The organism is Mesoterricola silvestris, assembly GCF_030295405.1.
In the GTDB taxonomy this organism is placed as follows: domain Bacteria; phylum Acidobacteriota; class Holophagae; order Holophagales; family Holophagaceae; genus Mesoterricola; species Mesoterricola silvestris.
This window is the reverse complement of the sequence record NZ_AP027080.1, coordinates 3704584-3725896: the sequence shown is the minus strand read 5'-3', so window position 1 is coordinate 3725896 and position 21313 is coordinate 3704584. Positions and strand designations below refer to the sequence as shown.

The following is a 21313-nucleotide window of genomic DNA, read 5'->3' as shown; positions in this document are numbered from 1 at the left end:
CTCGGCCGGACAAGCCGGCCTCGTTGGATTCGGGAGGGGACGATAGGGTCGGGTTGCACCTTCCGGATTCCCCCAAGGGTTGGGACTGGGGATCATCGAGCCCTTCCGGTGGGCCTGGGACTTCAGGGCCACGCTTCGAGTGGATCCGGGCGGAACGGGATCCCCGCCGACGCTGATCGGTTCAAGCGACATCGCGCACCGGATCGATACCCCCCGACAAATCAACGTCGGCGCGTGCCCCTTCCACGCCGGAACACTTGAAGCGTACCTAAACCCCCCAGGCCCCCCCGGGGAGCCCCGCTCTTCCCGCATCCACCCGGCCTCCATCGAAGCCGGAGCGTGCGAACACGTTCCCACATCCAACGACGCAATCCCTCCCTTGACGCAGCTTGCCTGCGTCAAGGAATCCCTGGCGCCCGTCAGAACCGGCGCGTCCCCCTTCAGTCCGCGTCCGCCTGGGCGACCGTGATCTTTTTCAGCATTTGTTTGGCCAGCTTCTGGATGATGGGCTCGAAGATCTGGTTGACCATGGTCTGGTCGAACTGGAGCTGGTTGCCGGTGCCGGCGACCTTGACGCCCATGTCCTTGACGGTGGATTCGTCGTGGGCCACGGCCACGATCTCGGCGGTCTGCACGTCGATGAGCTTCATATCCAGGCGGCCGGTGAGGGTGGCCTTCTGCACGTGGATGTCGCCGGCCACGCCCCCGGCGATGCCGCTGCCGGTGAGCTTGCTCACCAGGGCGCCCGCGGCCCAGCCGGTGCCGAATCCGCTCTTCTTGTAGGCGAAGCGCGTCACCTTGCCCGTGATCATCCAGCGCACGCCCAGGAGCTTGCCCATCTTGGCGACCTTCTTCTGGTCGGCGGGATCGTCCGATTCCTCCACCAGGCCGCTGGCGTTCAGCTTCTGCTCGGCCAGCACCTCGTCCAGGCGCGTCCGGTCCATGACCCGCACCTTGTCGCTCCCCTCCTCGATGAGGGTCGTGACGCACAGATCCTGGAGCACGTCGCTGATGCGCGTCTCCCCCCCGACATAACCGTAACCCCAGCCCCCCCAACCCTCATAGGCGCCCTTGGCCACGGGGAAGGGGGCGACGATGACGCGGGGCCGGTCCTTCTTGGGCACCACCGCAACCGCGGGCGCCAAGGCGAGCAGGCAAAGTGCGCAAAGCGCGAACATTCGACGTGTCACCACGGGATCCTCCATTTCTTGGGTTTACCAATCCGAGTATACCCACCGCCCGGAAAAAACCTAGGCGTCGGGGCCGGGAAAATTGGATGGGGGGGCGGCATGCCGAGGGGGGGGAGCCGGAGGTTTGGATGGTTCGGTCGGCCCAGGCATGCCCTGCCGGGGGCTGCGTGTTTCGACGGCGAGGTTCCCATGGGAGGGGTCGGCCCATGCGGTCCCGATCCGGCGCGCCGACTCAACGGTAGCGCTCGCACAGCAGCAAGCTGCTGTGCGAGCGCTGCCCGTTATCCAATGGATTCAGGTGGTGGAGTCAGGGGGGGGAACCTTGACCCTGCCTGCCAGGATGGTGGGCCCCGGAGGCGGATGGGGAGTCTCGGCAAAAGCACTCGGCTGCCAGGTCGAAGCATCCTGGCCCGGTTGCCAAAGGCGCGCGCCCCCCTCCCGCATTCACCTCTCCCCATGGACAACGGCCAGCGCTCGCACAGCAGCTTGCTGCTGTGCGAGCGCTACCGTTGAGTCGGCGCGCCGGATCGGGACCCCATGGGCCGCCCCTTCCCCCCGGAACAACCCCGCCCAAACCCGCAGCCCCCGGCAGGGCAGGCCCGAGGGGGCCGAGGTCCCGACCATGGAAAAGCCCCCTCGCGGGGGCCGTTCCATGGAAGGCGGCGCGTCCTAGTCGGTGACGGCGAAGACGACCTTCTCGTTCTTGAAGCGTTCCTTGTTGATGAGCTTGATGACCGCGGTGGACTTGTCCTCGGCGATGGTGAGGGTGAAGTGCTTGTCGCGCTCGATGGAGCCGGGGATGACGCTGACCTTGCCGATCTTCTTCAGGCCCACTTCGGCGGCCGTGATGGTGATGGTGTCGGTGGAGCGCAGGTCCAGGGACTTGGTGAACACGCCGTCGGCCCAGTTGGAGCCGGCGCGGTCCTTGGCGAAGATGGGAACCACCACGACGCCGTCCTTTTCCAGGGCCTTGCGGTCGCCCACCACGTAGTGGAGGGAATTGAGCTTGGCCTTGGCGGCTTCGTTGCTGCTGTTCAGGCTCTCCAGCTCCTTGATCATCTTGGTCTTCTCGCCCTGGAGGCCCTCGATGTCGGCCAGGAGCTTCGCCTTCTGGGCGGAGAGGTCCGTGAGTTCCTCGGTCTTCTTGGCGGAATCGGCCTGGGCCACGTCGCGCTCGCCTTCGATCTTGGCCTTCTCCTCGGCCTGCAGCTCGGTGGGGGAGATGTGGGCCTTGCCCTGGGAGACCCAGCTGCCGTAGACGCCATTGTTATAGAAGTGGTAGACCTCGAAGCCGGCGGCCATCTTGTCCATGATCAGCACGCGGCTGATGAGCTGTTTGGCCTTCTCCTCGCTCACGCCCTTGCGCTTGAGGAAGCGCATGGCCATGCCGTAATGGCTGTCGTTGGCCTTGGCGATATCGGGCTTGGGCAGCACGGACCGGAGCTTGGCGATCTTCTCGTTGAGGTCCTTGATCTCCTTGTCCTTGTCCAGGACCTCCTGGAGCAGGGCCTGGTACGAGCTGTTCTTCTCGGCCTTGATGCGCTCTTCCAGGGCGCTCTTCTGCTCGGGCGTCAGCTGGAGGGTCTCGGCGTTGGGGCGGATATCGTTGACGCCGGCGGCCTTCAGGTTTCGGGTCTGCTCCGAGCCCGCCACGTTGGCCTTCTGGCTCATCTTGTCCAGTTCCGCGGCCTTCTGGGAGAGTTCGTTGATCTCCTTGTCCTCGCCCGTCTTCTTGCACGCAGGGGATACCGTCAGCATGGCGACGGCCAGGGCTCCGAACAGGAAACGTGCTATTCGAGAGGCGTTCATAAAAGCTCCATGGTTGAGTTGCCGGGGGGTGGGTTAGCCCCGTCAGAATAGCCAGCCTTGGTCCGGGTGGCAAGGAAGGGGCCCCGCCGTTTGCTGGTAGCATTATTCTCCCATCGCGGCGGAGGCGTCATGTCAGCTGATTCCAGGGCCCTTTTCACATCCGAAAGCGTCACGGAAGGCCATCCCGACAAGATCGCCGACCAGATTTCCGACGCGGTGCTGGACGCCGCCCTGCGGGGGGACCCCCGCAGCCGCGTGGCCTGCGAGACCCTGGTCACCACCGGGTTGATCCTGGTGGCCGGGGAGATCACCACCGAGTGCTACATCCCGGTGGCGCAGCTGGCCCGGGACACGGTGAAGGGCATCGGCTACGACCACAGCATCAAGGGCTTCGACTGCAACACCTGCGCTGTCATGGTCACCCTCGACCAGCAGAGCCCGGACATCGCCATGGGCGTGGACGCGGGGGGGGCCGGGGACCAGGGCCTCATGTTCGGCTACGCCACGGACGAGACGCCGGAACTCATGCCGGCCCCCATCCACTTCGCCCATGCCCTGACCCGCCGCCTCGCCGAGGTCCGCAAGAGCCAGCAGATCCCCTGGCTCCAGCCCGACGGCAAGTCCCAGGTGACCGTGGAGTACGACGGGCGCAGCGTGGCCCGCATCCACACGGTCGTCATCTCCACCCAGCACGCGGAATCCGCGGGGAACAAGGAGATCCGGGAGCGGATCATCAAGGAGGTCATCCAGGCCGCCCTCCCCGCCCAGTACCTGGACGCGGACACGATCTACCACGTGAACCCCACCGGCCGTTTCGTCATCGGCGGCCCCATGGGCGACACGGGGCTCACGGGCCGCAAGATCATCGTGGATTCGTACGGGGGCAGCGGCCACCACGGCGGCGGCGCCTTCTCCGGCAAGGATCCCTCCAAGGTGGACCGGTCCGCGGCCTACATGGGACGGTACATCGCCAAGAACATCGTCGCCGCGGGCCTGGCCCGCACCTGCGAGATCCAGCTGGCCTACGCCATCGGCGTGGCAGAGCCGGTGTCCATCGCCGTGGAGACCTACGGCACGGGGACGGTGAGCGACGCCGCCATCGTCCGGGCCGTGCGGGAGGTCTTCAGCTGCACCCCCAAGGCCATGATCGAGACCCTGGACCTGCGCCGGCCCATCTACCTCCCCACCGCCGCCTACGGTCACTTCGGCCGGGACGGCTTCAGCTGGGAGCGCACCGACAAGGCGGACGCCCTGCGGTCCGCCGCGCGCTAGGAGGTCTTCGCCCCCGCCAGCGCCGGGTTCGCCCCAGACCCCTGGGAGCCCCCCGGAAATGCCCGAATCTTGGTTCGCACGGGAACGATCCCGTCCCAACCAGGAGGAGGTAGCATGCGCACCTTGGTCCAACTATCCGGCATCGCCGCCATGACCCTGGCGGGTTTCGCCGCCCAGGCCACCGATTTCGGCCCCCTCATGGAGGTCGCCCATTCCACCTGGCCCGCCAAGACCCACCTCGCGGTGGTGGCGGACTACAGCCGCTCCAGCGGCGATATCCAGGCCCTGGCCGAAGCCGCCGGCGAAGGCAGCCGCATCACGGTCCTGGACACCCGGTCCCGGTTCGACATCGAGAAGGCCCACACCCTCCTCACCGACCGGGTGCGCCCCGACTACCTGGTGCTGCTGCCCCATGACCGCCTGGTATGGGACGGCGCCTTCGACGCCACCGTGGTGGTGAACCGCCTGGCATACAAGGGCATCCCCACCATCGCCACCACCCCCAAGGCCATGACCCAGGGCGCCGTCTTCGCCATCGGCGAAGCCACGGGGAACAACCTGCTGGTCACCGACCAGATGATCGGCACGGTGGGCGTGATCCTGCCCGAGAGGGCCAAGTTCGTCAGCCGGGCGTGGGGGTCCGGCCAGGGGGTGGCCACGATTTCCGTGGTGGCCTCCCGCTGATTCGCGTTCAGCCCTGCCCGTTCCTCTGGATGGATCCGGAGGGGCGGGCTTTTCGATGTACCCCGGAAATCCACGCGTCCATTATCCTGCTCTTTCCCCTGGATCCTGTTTATCCCCGTTTGAACTTCGCTGGGAGTTGTCGCCACCTTCGGTCAAGGCCGTCGGGTAACCTGCGCTCCGACCCACCTCTGCGTCAGCCCTGCGGAAACCGGGATGAACGCCGATGGATGGGATGAACTGGGATCCGATCAACCTGGAACAGCCCCTTCATCACGGTTTCACGGCACCTAGAGCCACTCGCCCAGCTGGTTCCGGTAGGTCCGGCTCATGGTCAGCTGGCTGCCGTCCTTCATGGTCACCAGGTAGTCCCCCCCCGTCCAGGGTTCCAGGTGGCGGATGAAGTCCAGGTTCACGATGGCCGAGCGGTGGATGCGGCGGAAGCGGTTGGGGCTGAGCTTGTCCAGCATGGCGCCCATGGTCTGGCGCACCAGGTGGCTGGTGCCCTCCACGTGGAGCCGCACGTAGTTGTCCTCGGCCTCCACCCACTGGATGGTGGCGGGGCGCACGAAGGCGTAGCGGGTGCCCTCCTTGATCAGGAGGCGGTCCGGAGGGGGGCGGTCCGCCTGGATCTGCTTGAGCATGGGTTCCAGGGAGGGGCGCGGGCTGCCCTGGATCCAGGTGCGCACCCGGGCCAGGGCCGCGGCGAAACGCTCGGGGTCGAAGGGCTTGAGCAGGTAGTCCAGGGCGTGGACCTCGAAGGCCTTCAGGGCGAACTGGTCGTAGGCGGTGACGAAGAGGGTGGGGGGCATCCGGTCCGGGCCCACCTCCTCGATGACCCCGAACCCGTCCAGCTCGGGCATCTGGATATCCAGGAAGACCAGGTCCGGGCGCAGGGCCTCGATGTCCCTCACGGCCTCCAGGCCGTCGGAGCACTCCCCCACCACTTCCAGGTCCGGGTGGTCCCCCAGCAGCCGGCGCAGACGCTGACGGGCCAGCATCTCGTCGTCGACTATCAGGGACCGGATCATCGTTGGGGCCGCCTTCGGGATCAATGAAGGGGTATACGCACAACCACGCGGGTCCCCTTATCCGGAACGGAGAATATCTCCAATTGATGGTTTTCGTGATAAAGCATCAATAACCTGGCCCGGGTATTTCGCAACCCGATGCCCTCGCGGCTGCCTTCGAAGCCCGCGCCGTTGTCCTGCACCTCGAGGACCAGCCAGGGCACCTCCCGGGTGGCGCGGATGAGCAGCTTGCCGTGCCTCGCCCGGGGGGCCAGGCCGTGCTTCAGGGCGTTCTCCACCAGGGGCTGCAGGAGGAATTTGGGGACGGGGGCCTTGGCCAGGTCGGCGGGGATGTCCACCTCCACCTCCAGGCGGTCCTGGAAGCGCACCTTCTCGATGGCCAGGAAGGCGTCCACCAGCGCCATCTCCTTTTCCAGGGGCAGCTCCTGGGAGGCCTCGGCGTCCAGGTTGAGGCGCAGGAGGTCGCCGAGCCTCGCCACCATGCGGTCCGCGGCCAGGGGGTCGGTGTGGATGAGGGCGGAGATGGAGTTCAGGGCGTTGAAGAGGAAGTGGGGCTGGAACTGGGCCAGGAGCATCTGGTTCCGGGCCAGGGTGAGGGAGGCCTCCAGCTGGGCCGCCTCCAGCTCCCGCACCTTCATCCCCTTGTAGAGGAGGAGCCCATGGTAGGCGCCCAGCACCGCCCACATGAGGATGAGGGTGGAGTGGAGGTAGGTGAAGAAGAACCGCAGGAGGTTGGCGAGGGGCCACTGGAGGGTCTTGGCCCGCATCGCCGGCTCCTGGAAGGCCAGGGAGATGACCCAGGCGATGGCCAGCCCCAGGCAGGCCAGGACGAACCCCGCGCCCAGATTGATGATCCAGGCCGGCAGGGACTTCCGGGAGAAGGACGTGATGGGGAACCGCTCGGCGATGCGGATGATGACGAGCCCTTCCAGGGCCCACACCGCGTTCTGCAGGAGGTTCATGGGCAGGACGGACAGGAAGGGCATGCGGTAGGCCACCACGTCCCAGGTGGCGTAGTAGAGGCCCATGAGCGCCCAGATCCCGGCGTACATGAAACCGTGGGAAGGCTTCCTGAACATGCCTTCATGGTGGTGGCCAAACCGGACTCCCACAAGCCCCCGAGGGGCGAAGGAACCGATTTCAGGGGTGGACGCCACCGGGAGGGGCGGCGCCCCGGGGATCACTCCCTGGGGAGCCTCTTCCCCATGGCTTCCAGCATGTCCAGGACGACCTTGCACTGGTCGCAGTCGGCGGCGGGATTCTCGCAGGGGACGCCGTCGGCCTGCAGCTCGTGGCACCGGGGGTTCCGGGCGAAGGCCAGGAGGTCCTCCAGGAGCCTTTCCACGCGGGTGCGCAGGGGGCTTTCGGGCATGTCCCGGAGGGTGGTGATCATGCGCAGTTCGGAGGCGGTGAGGAGGATGGGTTCGGCCACGGGGCTCTCCGGAAAGGGACGGGGGGCGCGGGCGGGAAATCCGGCCGCGCCCCCCGGGGCTGCTGAAGGGCTACTTGCCCAGTTCTTCCACGGCCTTGACGCCCCAGGCGAAGGCCTCCTCGTTGAGGGGGATCAGGGCGCACTTGTCCTTGAGCATCTGGCTGATGGCGGCCGTGAGGGTCGCCTTGGGGAAGATGCCGGTGGCCGCCTGGAGGGCGCCCAGGGCCACGATGTTCTTGACCACGGCCTTGCCCAGGTCCACGGCGATCTCCGTGAAGGGCACGCCCACCACCTTGACGCCGGGATCCAGGCCCGGGGGCACGTCCTTGACGATGGAGCTGTCGTAGATGATCGTGCCGCCTTTGACGACGGTGGGGCCGAACTTGGCCAGGCTGGGGGCGTTGAAGGCGATGAGCACGTCGGGGTGCGGGCTGGCGGGGTTGAGCACCTCGTCCTTGGCCACGTGCACGTCGGCGTAGGACGTGCCGCCGCGGCTCTCGGGGCCGTAGCTGGGGATGTGGGTGGCGTCGAAGCCCTCGTTGATGGCGGCGCGCGCGATGAGCATGGCCGCAGTCTGGGCGCCGTCGCCGCCGGAACCGGCCAGCTTCAGGGAGATGTCCGTGGGGTTCAGGTGGGTGGGGAAGGTCTCGCAGTGGCGGTTGGTGGTCTCGCTGGAGGCGCCCACGGCGTGGAGGAAGTCCTCGGCCTTGAAGTTCGGGGCGGGCCGCTTCCACCAGCTCTCGGTGGCCAGGTCCTTCTTCACGCCCAGGGGGTAGATGGGGACCATGCACTCCTTGACCCACTTCTCCGTGTCCTCGGGGCTCATCTTGAGGTGGGTGGGGCACTCGGCCAGCACTTCCACGAAGGCGTAGCCGCGGCCTTCCACCTGGCACTGCACGGCCTTCTTGATGGCCTTCTTGGCCAGGCGCCGGTTCTTGGCGTCGAAGAGGGCCACGCGCTCCACGTACACCGGGCCGTCCAGGCCCGCGATGACTTCGGCCATGCGCATGGGCTGGCCGTTGTACATGCTCCGCCCGTCGGGGCTGGTGGCGGTGGACTGGCCCATGAGGCTGGTGGGGGCCATCTGGCCGCCGGTCATGCCGTAGATGGCGTTGTTGATGAAGATGACGGTGATGGGGGCGCCGAGCTGCGCGGCCGAGACCGTCTCGGCCAGGCCGATGGAGGCCAGGTCGCCGTCGCCCTGGTAGCTGATGACGTTGGCTTCGGGGTTGCTGAGCTTGTGGCCCAGGGCGACGGCCGCGGCGCGGCCGTGGGCGGCCTGGGTGTTGCCCACGTCGAAGTAGTAGTAGGCGAACACGGAGCAGCCCACGGGGGACACCAGCACGGTGTTGTCCTGGATGCCCAGTTCCTCGATGGCCTCGGCCAGGTACTTGTGGGCCAGCCCGTGGCCGCAGCCGGGGCAGTAGTGGGTGGAGTTGCCCTTGAGGCCCGCGCCCTGGGAATGGCGCTCGAACTTGTCATAGAAGACGGACATTAGCGGACCTCCTTCGCCATGATGGCTTTGACGTGGGCAAGGACTTCGGTCTGCTGGGGCAGCATGCCCCCGAAGTGGCGGACGTGGGTCATGGAGGGGAGCTTGGTGACCCCGGCCTTGGAGAGCGCCAGGCGGATCTCGTCCTCGAGCTGGCCGTTGCTGGCCTCCACCACGACCATGTGCTTGACGTGGGCCAGGTCCTTCATGAGCTGGTTGACGGGGAAGGGCCACACCGTGATGGGACGGAAGAGGCCGGCCTTGATGCCCTGCCTGCGCAGGTCCTGCACGGCGCCCTTGGAGGCGCGGGCGGGGGTGTTGGTGGCGACGATGAGGACCTCGGCGTCCTCGGCCATGAAGGACTCGCTGCGGGTCTCGTTCTCCTCCATCTGGCGGTACTTGTCGTTCAGGTAGATGTTGTGCATCTCCAGGTCGTGTTCGCTCAGGTAGATGGAGCTGATGAGGTTGCCGCGGTGGTCGGGGTCGCCGTTCACGGCCCAGGTGGGGATGCCCGGCTTGATCATGGCGGAGGGCAGGTTGACCTTGCCGGTCATCTGGCCCAGGTAGCCGTCGCCCAGGAGGACCACGGGGCTGCGGTACTTGAAGGTGAGCTCGAAGGCCAGCATGGTCAGGTCGAGCATCTCCTGGGGGGTGCTGGGCATGAGGGTGATGGCGTGGGTGTTGCCGTGGCCGAGGCCGCGGCAGCAGAGCTTGACGTCGGACTGCTCGGGGGCGATGTTGCCCAGGCCCGGGCCGCCGCGCATGACGTTCACGAAGACCCCGGGGACCTCCGCGCCGATCATGTAGGAGACGCCCTCGAGCATGAGGCTGAAGCCCGGGGACGAGGTGAAGGTCATGCAGGGGTAGCCGGCGCCGCCGGAGCCGTACATGTGGTTGACCGTGGCCACTTCGCTCACGGCCTGCAGGAAGGTGCCGTCGAGCTTGGGAAGGAGCTTGGCCATGAGCTCGGCGCCCTCGGTGGAGGGGGTGATGGGGTAGCCGAAGACGTGGCGGCAGCCCGCGAGCAGGGCGCCCAGGGCCGAGGCGTAGTTGCCCTTGATGACCAGGGGCTCGGTCTTCGGGAGGGGGATCAGGGTGTTGGGGATGGCCTTGGGCTCGGGCCGGGCCTTCTTGCTCCCGAAGAGCTTGGCGGGGTCCTGGAGCTCGAAGTCCACGTCCTGGGGGGTCTCCCGCAGGCCGTAGGGCTCGGGGCAGGCGTCCATGCACAGGCCGCAGGCGTTGCAGGCTTCCAGGTCGATGACCACCGGCACGAAGCCCGTGGCGGCGTCGATCTCCTTGTCGAAGCTGATGCAGTGCTTGGCGCAGGCGCTGATGCACCTGCCGCAGCCCTTGCAGTAGTCCGGCAAGAGGAACGGTTTGGGTCTTTCCTTCAGCTGAGCCATTTTCACACTCCTCAGGGCAGGGTGGACGTATTGGAAATTAAGGGATCTAGCCAACTCGACGCTGAAGTATCAAACGCGGCCCCAGTGCAGGGGGTCACATTTGGACGCCACCTTTGTCATGATGTAGACCGGAGCCCGCATGATTCCCGATTCCGTGATCCGACCCATCTGTGCGGCCGATGAAGGGGCGGTGGCGGCCATCATCCGCGCCGTCATGCCCGAGTTCGGAGCCGGCGGCCCCGGGTTCGCCATCCATGATCCCGAGGTCGACCACATGGCCTCCGCCTACGCGGGTCCACGGGCGGCCTACTTCGTGCTGGAGGTGGAGGGGAAGGTGGCCGGCGGCGCCGGCGTGGCGCCCCTGGAGGACGGCCCCGAGGGCGTGTGCGAACTGCGGAAGATGTACTTCCTGCCCGCGGCCCGGGGCCGGGGCCTGGGGGAGCGCATGATCCGCACCTGCCTGGCCAGGGCCCGGGAACTGGGATTCCGCGCCTGCTACCTGGAGACGCTCACCGGCATGGACGCGGCGATGCGGCTCTACGCCCGGGTCGGGTTCAGGCCCATCTGCGGCCCCCTGGGGGCCACGGGGCACCACGGGTGCGATAAGTGGTTTATGCTCGATCTGGAGGGGAACCCATGATCCTGGGCCTGGGCACCGACATCTGCCCCGCCACCCGGTGGGCCCACCTCCTGGACCGCTTCGGGGAGAAGGCCCTCCGGCGGGTGCTGGGCCCGGAGGAGGCGGACTACCTGCTGCGGGGCAACCGCCAGCGCCTCCCGGAACGGGCCGCGGGCCGCTGGGCCCTGCGGGAGGCCTTCGGCAAGGCCCTGGGGGTTGGCCTGGACGGCTGGTCCTGGAAGCAGCTCCGGTTCCTGGACGGAAAGCTCTGGGCCGAGGGAGAATTGGCCCGGATGATCCAGGAGCGGGGCATCGGTCCCATCCACGGCAGCGTCACCCACGACGGGGGGATCGCCTTCGCCGTGGTGATCCTCGAGAAGAAAGATGACCGCGATTAATGCCTTTTGCCATTCCCGCCGATCCCGCATGATAGGACCCTCCCCCACGCCCCAACCGGAACCCCGATGACCGCCCTCCCCACCAGCCCCCAGATGAGCGTCCAGGACTTCCTGGCGATCCGGGAGTTCATCTACGCCAGGACGGGGATCTTCTTCAACGAGTCCAAGCAGTACTTCCTGGAGAACCGCCTGAACCGGCGCATCCAGGAGCTCAACATGGGCAGCCACCGGGACTACCTGGGGCACCTGCAGGGGCACGCCGGCAAGGAGGAGCTGAAGCAGCTCTTCAACGAGATCACCACCAACGAGACCAGCTTCTGGCGGAACCCCCCCCAGATCGAGGCCTTCCAGAAGATCGTCCTTCCCGACGCCGTGGCCCTCGCCAAGGCCCGGGGGGCCAACCGCGTCCGGCTCTGGTCCGCGGCGTGCTCCTCGGGGGAGGAGCCCTACACCCTGGCCATGATCTGCGCCGAGGCCCGGGACGGCCTCCTGCGGGGCATGCAGGTGGAGATCATCGCCACGGACATCTCCGAGAAGGTGCTGGCCATGGCCCGGGAGGGGAACTACGGCAGCTACACCCTGCGCAACCTCACGCCCGCCCAGATCAAGCAGCACTTCAACCAGCAGGGGCCCGACAGCTTCCTCGTGAAGCCCGAGCTCCAGCAGCTCATCAGCTTCCGGAACTTCAACCTGGTGGATTACGCCAACTACAAGAGCCTGGGATCCTTCGACGTCATCTTCTGCCGGAACGTCCTCATCTACTTCGACGAGGCGGTCAAGGGCAAGGTCATCAAGGGCTTCCACGAGGTCCTGCAGCCCAAGTCTTTTCTCCTTGTGGGTCACAGCGAATCCATCCACTCTTTCAACGTCGGCTTCGAGCTGCTTCACTTCAGCAAGGCCATGGGCTACAGGAAGCGCTGACACGGAGGGTTCACCCAGATGCCCATCACACCCCAGGAACTGATCTCGAACCTCGGCGACCTGCCCCCGCTTCCGCAGGTGGCCGCGCAGGTTCTGCGCCTGGCCGCGGATCCGGATTCCACCACGGACGAGCTCCGGCGGGTCATCTCCTCCGACTCGGCCCTCACCTCCCAGATCCTGAAGATCGCCAACTCCGCCATGTTCGGCATGGTCCGCGAGGTCAAGACCCTCACCCAGGCGATCATGACCCTGGGCTTCTCCACCATCAAGAGCGTCGTCATCGCCTCCAGCGCCAAGAACCTCTACAGCCGCGGAGGCACCGGCCTCCAGGAGCGGGTGCTCTGGGAGCACGCCTTGGTCACCGCCATGGCGGGCCGGGCCTACGCCAAGGCCTTCCGGAGCCCCCGGGTGGAGGAGGTCTTCCTGGGCGGCCTCATGCACGACATCGGCAAGTCCGTCATGGGCATCAAGTTCATCGACCGGTACTCGGCCCTGGTGCGCAGCATCTACAACGGCGACGCCGACTGCCTGGAATCGGAACTGGACCTCTTCGGCTTCGACCACACCATGGTGGGCGAGGCCCTCCTGATCTCCTGGAACCTCCCGGCGAGCATGGTCCACGCCGTGCGCTGGCACCACGATCCCGGCCACGCCCCCGCCGAGGACCAGGCCCTCACCGCCTTCGTGGCCCTGGGCAACCAGATGGCCATGGACCGCAAGGTGGGGCTCGGCCGCCCCGAGTCCCTGGCCCGCAGCACCCAGCAGGCCCTGGAGCTCCTCAACGTCGCCCCCGGGGACCTGGAGGGCTACCAGCTCCAGGTGGTGGAGGCCCTCGAGACCGACAAGAACCTCATCCGGGACTTCTGAAATGATCACCTCCGATCTCGTCCGCACCCGGGTCAGGACCCTGCCCAGCCTCCCCACCACGGTGGTCTCCCTGGGGCAGGCCGTGGCGGACGACCGGTGCAGCGTGGACCGGATCCTGAACATCCTGGCCAAGGACCCGGCCCTTTCGGCCACCATGCTGCGCCTGGCCAATTCGGTCATGTACGCCGGCGACCAGCGCGTCATGGACCTGCGCACCGCCGTCATGCGCCTGGGCTTCGAGGCCCTGCTGAACCTGGGCCGCACCGCCGCCATCATCCGGAGCTTCCGGGGCTCCAACCACCTGGACCCCTTCCGCCTCTGGCAGCATTCCGTGGCGGTGGGCCTGGTGTCCAAGGGCATCTGCCGGCTCATCAAGATGAACCACATGGACGAGTCCGCCTACCTGGCGGGGCTCCTGCACGACATTGGCAAGATCGCCCTGGACCGCTGCTTCACGGAGGAATACGCCCCCGTGGTCCAGGCCATCGAGCAGGGCGACGCCTGCCTGGACGCGGAGTTCGGGAACCTGGGCATCACCCACGCGGAGGTGGGGGCCATGGTGGCCGAGCACTGGAGCTTCCCCGCGGCCATGGTCGCGGCCATCCGGGACCACCACCAGGACCACCTCACGGATTTCCTCCCGGCCCTGGTGCAGATCGCCGACCTCCTGGTGCGCACCCGCATCCCCAACGGGCCCGCCGACGAGACCCTGATGTTCTCCCTGGAGGAGCAGCCCGCCTACCCCGTCGTCTTCGGCGGCGGCGACTTCGACGCCGAGCGCCTCACCTTCAGCATCGACGATGAACTGGAGCACGCCGTGAATTTCGTGAAACTCGCCTTCCAGGATTGATCGCCATGGACCCCATCCGCGTCCTGATCGTGGACGACAGCCCCTTCATGCGCAAGGCCCTGGAGCGCATGCTCCAGGCCCCGGACATCGCCGTGGTGGGCTCCGCCCGGGACGGCCTGGACGCCCTGGAGAAGATCCCCCAGCTCAACCCCGACATCGTCACCCTGGACGTGGAGATGCCGCGCCTGGACGGCCTGGGCTGCCTCAAGCGGATCATGGCGGAGATGCCCCGGGCCGTGCTCATGGTCTCCAGCCTCACCCAGGAGGGCGCCGCCGCCACCCTGGACGCCCTGGCCCTGGGCGCCCTGGATTTCATCCCCAAGGAAAGCAGCCTCGCCAGTTCGAGCATCCTTCAGATCCAGCAGGACCTGCAGGAGAAGGTGCGCAAGCTGGCCCGGAGCCCCCGCTTCCAGAAGGCCCGGCCCCCCGTTCCGGCCCCGCCGCGCCCCGGCCTCGCGCCCGCCCCCGCCGCGCCCGCCGCCCCTCCGGCCCACCTGGGCAGGGTGGGGGGCATCACCGGCCCCATGGCCGAACTGCTGACCATCGGGTGCTCCACCGGCGGCCCCAAGGCCCTCCAGGACCTGCTGCCCGGCATCCCCCGGACCCTTCCCGTCCCCTGCCTCATCGTCCAGCACATGCCCGGCACCTTCACCCGGGCCTTCGCCGAGCGCCTCAACGGCCTCTGCCAGGTGGAGGTCAAGGAGGCCGAGCACGGCGAGACCGCGCGCCCCGGGGTGGTGTACATCGCCCCCGGCGGCCACCACATGCTCTACCGCCAGCGGGGCCTGGGGGGCACCATCGAGCTGAGCGCCGAGCCCGCCTCCAGCCTCCACCGCCCCAGCGTGGACGTGCTCTTCCAGAGCATCGCCGACACCTGCACCCGCCAGGTGTTCGCCATGATCCTCACGGGAATGGGCAGCGACGGGGCCCGGGGCATGGTGTCCCTCAAGGCCAAGGGCGCCCACACCCTGGCCGAGGCCGAGGAGTCCTGCGTGGTCTACGGCATGCCCCGGGCGGCCTTCGAGAAGGGCTGCGTGGACCAGGTGGCCCCCCTGCAGGACATGGCCGGGATCCTGCGCAGGCACTTCCAGATCTGAGGAGCCGGGCCATGGACCCCGTCCAGAGCGCCGTCACCGCCTTCCTGAACGCCGTCCAGGCCTCCCAGCCCCTGCCCGAACTCCCCGCGGCCCCCCAGGCGGTCCTCAACGCCCTCCTGGGCCAGGACGTGAACCTGCTGTTCCAGGGCAGAACCAGCGCCGGCCTCCAGTTCACGCTGCCCTCCGGCCAGACCCTCACCGCCCAGGGCGATTTCCCCTTCCCCGACGGAACCCGGCTCCTGGTGCGGGTGGCCGCCTCCGACGGCGGAACCCTCCGCCTCCAGACCCTCCAGGCCCAGCCCCCCGCCCCCCCCGCCATCCTGGCCCCCCTCCTCCAGGGGGAGGCCCAGCTCCTCCAGGCCCGCCTCACCCAGCCCGAGCCCGCCCCCGGGCTGGAGCCCCTGGTGCAGCTCTTCCGCCTCCTGGGCGGCGCCCCGCCCGCGGAGCCGCCCGCCACGCCGGCGGGTCAGGCCCCCGCCCAGGCCGGCCCGGCGGCCCCGACCCCCCCGGCCCCCGCCCCGGCCCCCGGCCCCGCCCCGGCCCCGCATCCACCGCCCAGACCACCCCACCGCCAACCCTCCCGACGGCCACACCGGCGCCTGGGTCCCCCGCCGGTTCCCCCCCGGAGCCGGGCCTGGGACAGACAGCCGGACAAGGGTCGGCCCCGCCCTCGGCAGCCCCTGCGGCACCCGCCACGGCAGCCTCCTCGCCCCAACCGGCAGCCCAGCCGACGGGGCAACCCGATGGGCAACCCACGGCGCAGCCCGTTGGGCGACCCACGGCGCAGCCCGCGGCGCAAGCGGTGGCCCCACAGGCGGGTCAACCCGCGGCGCCGTCCACGGGGCAACCTGCCGGACAACCCGTTGGCCTACCAGTCGAACAGCCTATCGAGCAGCCTATGGGCCAAACGACCGTGCCGTCGACCCCCCCATCCCTCGGACAGCCGGCAGCCCAAACGCCGGATCCGGCCAACCCCCAACCCCTGGGGCCGCCCACCGCACAACCCTCCCCGGCCCCGGCGGCCCAACCCGCCGGGCCAACCCCCGGACCGGTTTCCGGGCAGCCCGGGGGTCCCCCGGCCACGCCCCCTCCGTCCGCGCCGGAATCCGCGTCCACCGCCGCCCCGGCCCCCTCCCTGGATCCAGCCGTCGCCCCGGCGGTGCGGGATCTGGTGGCCCTGGTGCAGGCCCGGGCGCCCGGATCCCAGGAGGCCCTGCGGGCGGCGCTGCGGGACCTTCCCGAATCCCAGGTACTGGCCCTGCGCGCCCAGGTGCGGGGCGGCGGCCCTGAACCGGCGGCCCAGGAGGCCACGGCGCGCGTGCTGACGGGCCTGGCGAAGAGGGCGGACCTGCCCCAGGGGATGCTGGACGCGGTGTCCCAGGCGCTGCGCGGGCCGGGGCGGGCCCCGGAGAGCCCGGCCGCCGCGCCGGAAGCCTGGGAGTCCTGGATCAAGGAGAGCGTCAGGGCCCTGTCGGATCCGTCCATCTCGCCCCGGGAGGCGCCCTTCCACGCGGCCCAGGCCCGGGAGGGAACCGCCTTCTACGAGCTTCCGCTGCCCTGGGCGGCCCAGGCGCCCCTGCAGATGTGGGTGGAGTCCGACGGCGGGGGGAAGGGAAGGGGGAATCCGGAGTCGGCCTCCACCCGGGTGCTCCTGGGGCTGAATTTCTCCCGCCTGGGGGAGACCCGCCTGGGCGTCGCCAAGGGGGCCGGCGGGCTCCGGGTGCGCGTGTGGGCCCAGCACCCGGAGGCGCTGGTGGCGGCCCAGGCCGGGATGGAGGAGGAGCTGAGGGCCCTGGGGATGCCGGTGGATCTCCGGATCCAGGGCCTCGGGCCCGGGCCCGTTCCGACGATCCGGAGCCTCGCGGCCGGGTCCAGCCTGCAGGTCCTGGGCTGAACGGATGCGTTTGATGGCATGCTGTTAGTTCATTCGTTCCTAGGAAACCCATGCCCTCCCTGGAAAGCCCCCCACCGGAATCCGACCGTCGCCGCGAACGCCGCTGGGGGCGGTCCGCCCTGGTCCTGGGGGTCCTGGTGGTGGCCGCCTCCGTTCCGGCGGTGGTGCACCTGCGCAGGCTCGCGGCCCTTCCCCAGGGGCCGGTGGACCACGGGCCCCTGCCCGGGGAGGTGCGGTCGCGGGTGATGGCCGTCCTGGACCAGCACCTGGAAGGCGCCGTCCTGGAGGAGGTGCGCCAGGGGCCCGTGCGGGAGTTCCACGTGCGGGGCCGGTCCCGGGCCCCGCTGGCCCAGGAATTCTACGCGGGGTTCAGGCCCGCCATCACGGACCGCCTCATGCCGCTCCTGCGGCCCTACGGGGAGATCCTCAGTTTCGACATCGCGGCCCTGGACCTCCCCCCGGCCCGGCTCCGGCCCCTGCCCAAGGACTAAGATGCATCCGATCCTCTTCAAGATAGGCAGTTTTCCCGTGGGCACCTACGGGCTCATCCTCACCATCGGGTTCTTCCTTGCCCTGGCCCTGGCCAAGCACCTGGGGCGCCGGGACGGCATCTCCGGCGACGCCATCGCGGACCTGGCCATCTGGCTCCTGCTGGGCGGGATCATCGGCGCCAAGCTCCTCATGATCATCGTGGATCTCTTCAGCGGCGTGCCCGCGGCGCAGATCTTCGACCTGGGCTACCTCAGGGCGGGGGGCGCCATCCACGGGGGCGTCATCGGCGGGCTCGCGGTGTTCTTCTGGCGCATGCGCAAGCTCAAGCTGCCCCTGGCGGGGACCCTGGACGCCCTCACCCCCGCGGTGGCCCTGGGCCAGGCCATCGGCCGCATGGGGTGCTTCTCCGCGGGCTGCTGCTACGGCACCGAATGCCACCTCCCCTGGGCCGTGACCTTCACGAACGGCGACGCCCACTGGCTTTCGGGAACGCCCCTGAACGTGCCGCTGCACCCGGTGCAGCTCTACACCCTGGCCGCCAACGCCCTGGTCCTGGGCGTGCTGCTCCTGGCGGGGCGGCGCCGGCGCTTCGCGGGGCAGGTGGGGGCCCTCTACTTCATGCTGGAAGGGGTGGGGCGCATCGTGACCGAGATCTGGCGCGCCGACCTGGACCGGGGCTTCCTCCTGGGGATCCCCTGGCTTTCCACCGGCCGGCTCACGGCGCTTGCCTTCGTGGCCTTCGGCGCCTTCCTGTGGTTCTGGTACGCGAGGGCCCCCCGGGCCGAGGTGGCGTCATGAGCGGTCCCGTCTCCCACTTCCTTCCCGCCGGCGCGCCGCGCCTGGACCGGTTCCTCACGGAGAACCACCCCGAGATCGCCCGTTCCAGGTGGGACGCCTGGGTGCGGGCCGGCAACGTCACCGTCAACGGCGTGGTGGTAACCAAGGGCGGCACCCGGGTGCGCAGCGGCGCCACGGTGGAGACCGTCCTGCCCGACCTGGTCCCCCCAGCGCTCCTCCTGGAGCCCGAGGCCATCGACCTGCCCACCCTCTTCGAGGACGAGCACCTCTGGATCATCGACAAGCCCGCGGGCATGGTGGTGCACCCCGGCCCGGGCCACGCCGGCGGCACCGTCCTGAACGCGCTCCTGGGGCGCCTGCGCGCGGCCGTGGCGCCCGTGGAGGAACTGCCCGAGGAGGGCGAGGACGAGATCCCCGCGCCGCTGTGGCCCGGCCTCGTGCACCGCCTGGACCGGTACACCACGGGCTGCCTGGCCATGGCCAAGGACCAGCCCACCCAGGCCGCCCTGCAGGCCCAGTTCAAGGAACGCTCCGTGGAGAAGCGCTACCTGGCGGTGGTGCGCATGAGCCGCAAGCTCCCCGACGTGGGCAGCCTCCTGGTGGACGAGCCCATCGCCCGGCACCGGGTGGACCGCCTCAAGATGACCGTCAACGCCGCGGGCCGCCCCAGCCAGACCCGGGTGAAGGTCCTGGCCAAGGCCTGCGGCCTCGCCCTGGTGGAGTGCGAACTGCTCACGGGCCGGACCCACCAGATCCGCCTGCACCTCTCCCACGTGGGCGCGCCCATCCTGGGCGACCCCGTGTACGGCGGCGCCAGCGCGTGGCTCGACGCCGACAAGCGCCACTTCGCCTGCCCCCACCCCATGCTCCACGCCTGGAAGCTGTCCCTGGACCACCCCGCGGACGGAAGGCGGCTGGACCTGAAGGCGCCGGTGCCGGAGGCCTTCGCCGCGGTCCTCGGGCTGCTGGGCATCGCCACGCCTAGGAGCCTGTCCAAGTAATATTCGGCCCCGCGACGGCGTCTGGAGGCCCGATTATCGAGCGCAAGGCCCGCGGGAAATATAGGTCATATTTTCAAGGGACTTGCGCACGATAGGCGGGCCTCCAGACGCCGCCTCCGGTGGTGGCAGCGGCCACGGCAATCCCGCGTTCCGCTCGTCGAACGATTAACCTAATCGCTCTCCTCGCGGGCCTTGTCTTGCCATGGCCGGTGCCACCATCGCGGGGCCGAATATTACTTGGACAGGCTCCTAGCTGAGCGCCGCCACGTCCTCCGCCGTGGGGTTCCCGGCGGACTTCTCGCTGGTCGCGCGCAGGCGCGTGGCCATGCCCACCAGCATCACCCGCACCGTATCGGGGTATTCCCGGAGGAGCTGCGCGAAGTTGCGGGCGTGGATCACCACGCACTGGCAGGGCTCGGCGGCAATCGCCGTGGCGGAGCGGTCCAGGCCCAGGAGGAAGGTCATCTCCCCCAGGAAGCTGCCCGGGCCGATGCGGGCGATCTCCCGGTCCCCCTTGAGGATCCGCACGGAACCCGAAAGGACGTAGAACATCTCCCCGCCGGGCTCGCCCTCCCGGAAGAAGGCGTGGCCCCCGGGGGCGTCCAGGATCAGGCGCCGGTGGCCGGGATAGCCGCGGCGGGCCCGGCCCTCCATGAGCCGCTTGATGGCCACGGCGTCCCCTCGATGGCAGGCCGCGGCCACCTCCACGCCCAGGAGCAGGGTCGCCATGGACACGTAGATCCAGATGACGATGAGGAAGAGGGACTTGAACGAACCGAAGGCCACGCCGTAGGTGGGGTCCACGGCGAGGAACCAGGTGAAGGCGGGGCGCAGCAGGAACCACAGCACCGTGGTGGTGAGGGCCCCGGCCAGCAGGTGGCCGCGCCGGGCGTCCCGGGGGGCGTAGAACGACACCAGGCCCATGACCAGGGCCGTGCTCACCGCGAAGGGCAGGACGAGGCCCGGGGACACGGTGCGGGCGCCCAGGAAGGAAGCGTTGAGGAAGTGCAGGAAGACCCCCGCCCCCGCCAGGGCCGCCAGGGCCGTGAGGGAGGCCACGCCCCCCGCCAGGTCCATGAGCTTGACCAGCCACAGGGAGCGGGTCTCCCGCTCCTTGTAGATGCCCCGGACGATCTCCCGCAGGGCCGAGACCAGCGGCGACACGGACCAGGCCAGCACCAGGAGGTTGAGCCAGCCCGCGGTGCCGGGATGGCGCGTGAGGCCGGCCACGTCCTGCAGGACCCGCTCGGCCTGGTCCGGCACCATGCGGGCCAGGTAGTCCGTGACCCGCTGGTGGGCCGCGGCGGAACTGCCGATGATCAGGCCCAGGAGGTAGGTGAGGAGGAGCAGGGCGGGGATCAGGGCCAGCAGGCTGTAGAAGGCGAGGCTGGAGGCCTGGCGCAGGTCCGCGTTGGCGCGGAAGCCCGCCAGGGCCTCCAGGGCCGTCTCCCAGCCGTGGTGGGCCAGGTCCGCGATGCGGGTCCGGCGCTCCCCCATGGGCGGCCTCAATCGGCTCCCACGGTGACCGTGGCGCGGGCCGAGGCCGAGGGGTCCGAGGTGGAGGTGGCGGTGACGTGGTAGACCCCCGGCCTGCGGGGGGCCGTGTACCGGCCGTCGGCGGTGATCTCGCCGCCCTCCGCCTCGGCCACGGTCCACACCGCGGTGTCCCGGGGGAGGCCGCGCATGCGGACCCGGAAGGTGACGGAGGACCCCGGGGCGATGCGCGGCGAGAGGGGCTCCAGCGCGGGGCTGGGCAGCACCTGGACCTCCACGGTCTGCTTGTGGCCCGGGGTCCGCAGCACCAGGTGGTAGGTGCCGGCGGCCTCGGGAGGCACGTAGGTGACCCGGGAGCCCTGGCTGTGGAGGAGGCCGCCCCCGTAGGGCTCCTGCACCTCCCACTCCGCGTCCGCGGCCCCGTCGCCCGGGGCGCGGGCGGTAAGGGCCAGGGTCTCGCCCACCAGCACGGCGGGGGCCTCGGGCTCCACCACCAACTGCCGGGGGTCCCGGCCCCCGCCGCAGGCGGCCATCAGCGCGACGGCGGCGAAAAGCATTCCTTTTCCCAGTGA

The 21313-nt window shown here is 69.3% G+C and carries 22 protein-coding genes; 12 read left to right on the top strand and 10 right to left on the bottom strand.

The features are described 5' to 3' along the window. Window positions 1-440: 440 nt before the first annotated feature. Window positions 441-1193: a CsgG/HfaB family protein gene (locus R2J76_RS16095; protein WP_316412657.1), complete on the bottom strand. Its 753-nt coding sequence runs from the start codon at window positions 1191-1193 to the stop codon at window positions 441-443. A gap of 666 nt (window positions 1194-1859) precedes the next feature. Next, window positions 1860-2948 (bottom strand): coiled-coil domain-containing protein, encoded by a 1089-nt coding sequence (locus R2J76_RS16090; protein WP_316412656.1) that lies wholly within the window; start codon window positions 2946-2948, stop codon window positions 1860-1862. Window positions 2949-3128: 180 nt separating this feature from the next. Here R2J76_RS16090 and metK point away from each other — a divergent pair, with 180 nt between their 5' ends. Together metK and R2J76_RS16080 are read left to right on the top strand one after the other, a co-directional pair. After that, a complete protein-coding gene (gene metK, locus R2J76_RS16085) occupies window positions 3129-4271 on the top strand; it encodes a methionine adenosyltransferase (protein ID WP_316412655.1) in 1143 nt (380 codons plus the stop codon). A 114-nt stretch (window positions 4272-4385) separates the two neighbouring features. Next, complete coding sequence (locus tag R2J76_RS16080; RefSeq protein ID WP_316412654.1) at window positions 4386-4955, top strand: hypothetical protein; 570 nt, start codon at window positions 4386-4388, stop codon at window positions 4953-4955. Between the two features lie 287 nt (window positions 4956-5242). Here the strand turns inward: R2J76_RS16080 and R2J76_RS16075 are convergent, their stop codons facing one another. The 5 genes from R2J76_RS16075 to vorB all read right to left on the bottom strand — a co-directional run bounded on the left by R2J76_RS16075 (window position 5243) and on the right by vorB (window position 10310). After that, complete coding sequence (locus R2J76_RS16075) at window positions 5243-5983, bottom strand: LytR/AlgR family response regulator transcription factor (RefSeq protein WP_316412653.1); 741 nt, start codon at window positions 5981-5983, stop codon at window positions 5243-5245. Window positions 5984-6003: 20 nt separating this feature from the next. Next, window positions 6004-7062, bottom strand: coding sequence for a sensor histidine kinase (locus R2J76_RS16070; RefSeq protein ID WP_316412652.1), 1059 nt, complete (start codon window positions 7060-7062; stop codon window positions 6004-6006). Between the two features lie 101 nt (window positions 7063-7163). Next, complete coding sequence (locus R2J76_RS16065) at window positions 7164-7415, bottom strand: hypothetical protein (protein ID WP_316412651.1); 252 nt, start codon at window positions 7413-7415, stop codon at window positions 7164-7166. 70 nt (window positions 7416-7485) lie between these two features. Beyond that, window positions 7486-8910, bottom strand: coding sequence for a 2-oxoacid:acceptor oxidoreductase family protein (locus R2J76_RS16060; RefSeq protein ID WP_316412650.1), 1425 nt, complete (start codon window positions 8908-8910; stop codon window positions 7486-7488). Continuing rightward, window positions 8910-10310 (bottom strand): 3-methyl-2-oxobutanoate dehydrogenase subunit VorB, encoded by a 1401-nt coding sequence (vorB, locus tag R2J76_RS16055; RefSeq protein ID WP_316412649.1) that lies wholly within the window; start codon window positions 10308-10310, stop codon window positions 8910-8912. Before vorB ends, R2J76_RS16060 begins: the two co-directional genes overlap by 1 nt. A gap of 139 nt (window positions 10311-10449) precedes the next feature. On the opposite strand from vorB, the gene R2J76_RS16050 reads away from it, so the two are divergent. From R2J76_RS16050 to R2J76_RS16025, 6 genes are all read left to right on the top strand, one after another. Then, entirely contained in the window at window positions 10450-10950 is a 501-nt protein-coding gene (locus R2J76_RS16050; protein WP_316412648.1) for a GNAT family N-acetyltransferase, read from the top strand. Then, entirely contained in the window at window positions 10947-11327 is a 381-nt protein-coding gene (locus R2J76_RS16045; protein ID WP_316412647.1) for a holo-ACP synthase, read from the top strand. The genes R2J76_RS16050 and R2J76_RS16045 overlap by 4 nt, the downstream gene beginning before the upstream one ends. 66 nt (window positions 11328-11393) lie before the next feature. Further along, the gene (locus R2J76_RS16040; protein WP_316412646.1) at window positions 11394-12248 is read left to right on the top strand and encodes a CheR family methyltransferase; all 855 of its coding nucleotides are present in this window, start codon (window positions 11394-11396) and stop codon (window positions 12246-12248) included. Between the two features lie 18 nt (window positions 12249-12266). Beyond that, entirely contained in the window at window positions 12267-13115 is an 849-nt protein-coding gene (locus R2J76_RS16035) for an HDOD domain-containing protein (RefSeq protein WP_316412645.1), read from the top strand. Window position 13116: 1 nt separating this feature from the next. Further along, on the top strand, window positions 13117-13965 hold the full coding sequence (locus R2J76_RS16030; RefSeq protein ID WP_316412644.1) for an HDOD domain-containing protein: 849 nt from the start codon (window positions 13117-13119) through the stop codon (window positions 13963-13965). 5 nt (window positions 13966-13970) lie between these two features. Further along, the gene (locus tag R2J76_RS16025; RefSeq protein WP_316412643.1) at window positions 13971-15062 is read left to right on the top strand and encodes a protein-glutamate methylesterase/protein-glutamine glutaminase; all 1092 of its coding nucleotides are present in this window, start codon (window positions 13971-13973) and stop codon (window positions 15060-15062) included. Here the strand turns inward: R2J76_RS16025 and R2J76_RS16020 are convergent. Continuing rightward, window positions 14963-15631 carry a hypothetical protein gene (locus R2J76_RS16020; protein WP_316412642.1) on the bottom strand — a complete coding sequence of 223 codons (669 nt, stop codon included), beginning with the start codon at window positions 15629-15631 and terminating at the stop codon, window positions 14963-14965. The two genes, R2J76_RS16025 and R2J76_RS16020, sit on opposite strands and share 100 nt — an antisense overlap. 602 nt (window positions 15632-16233) lie before the next feature. Between R2J76_RS16020 and R2J76_RS16015 the strand changes: the two genes are divergently transcribed. From R2J76_RS16015 to R2J76_RS16000, 4 genes are read left to right on the top strand one after another with little or no spacing between them, the layout of a single operon-like run. Beyond that, entirely contained in the window at window positions 16234-16956 is a 723-nt protein-coding gene (locus tag R2J76_RS16015) for a hypothetical protein (RefSeq protein WP_316412641.1), read from the top strand. 50 nt (window positions 16957-17006) lie between these two features. Next, window positions 17007-17447, top strand: coding sequence for a hypothetical protein (locus R2J76_RS16010; protein ID WP_316412640.1), 441 nt, complete (start codon window positions 17007-17009; stop codon window positions 17445-17447). A gap of 1 nt (window position 17448) precedes the next feature. After that, entirely contained in the window at window positions 17449-18246 is a 798-nt protein-coding gene (locus R2J76_RS16005; RefSeq protein ID WP_316412639.1) for a prolipoprotein diacylglyceryl transferase, read from the top strand. Next, window positions 18243-19247, top strand: coding sequence for an RluA family pseudouridine synthase (locus R2J76_RS16000; protein ID WP_316412638.1), 1005 nt, complete (start codon window positions 18243-18245; stop codon window positions 19245-19247). The genes R2J76_RS16005 and R2J76_RS16000 overlap by 4 nt, the downstream gene beginning before the upstream one ends. A 249-nt stretch (window positions 19248-19496) precedes the next feature. On the opposite strand, the gene R2J76_RS15995 is transcribed toward R2J76_RS16000, so the two are convergent. Next, a complete protein-coding gene (locus R2J76_RS15995; protein ID WP_316412637.1) occupies window positions 19497-20756 on the bottom strand; it encodes a YhjD/YihY/BrkB family envelope integrity protein in 1260 nt (419 codons plus the stop codon). Continuing rightward, a complete protein-coding gene (locus R2J76_RS15990) occupies window positions 20753-21298 on the bottom strand; it encodes a hypothetical protein (protein WP_316412636.1) in 546 nt (181 codons plus the stop codon). Before R2J76_RS15990 ends, R2J76_RS15995 begins: the two co-directional genes overlap by 4 nt. Window positions 21299-21313 lie beyond the last annotated feature (15 nt).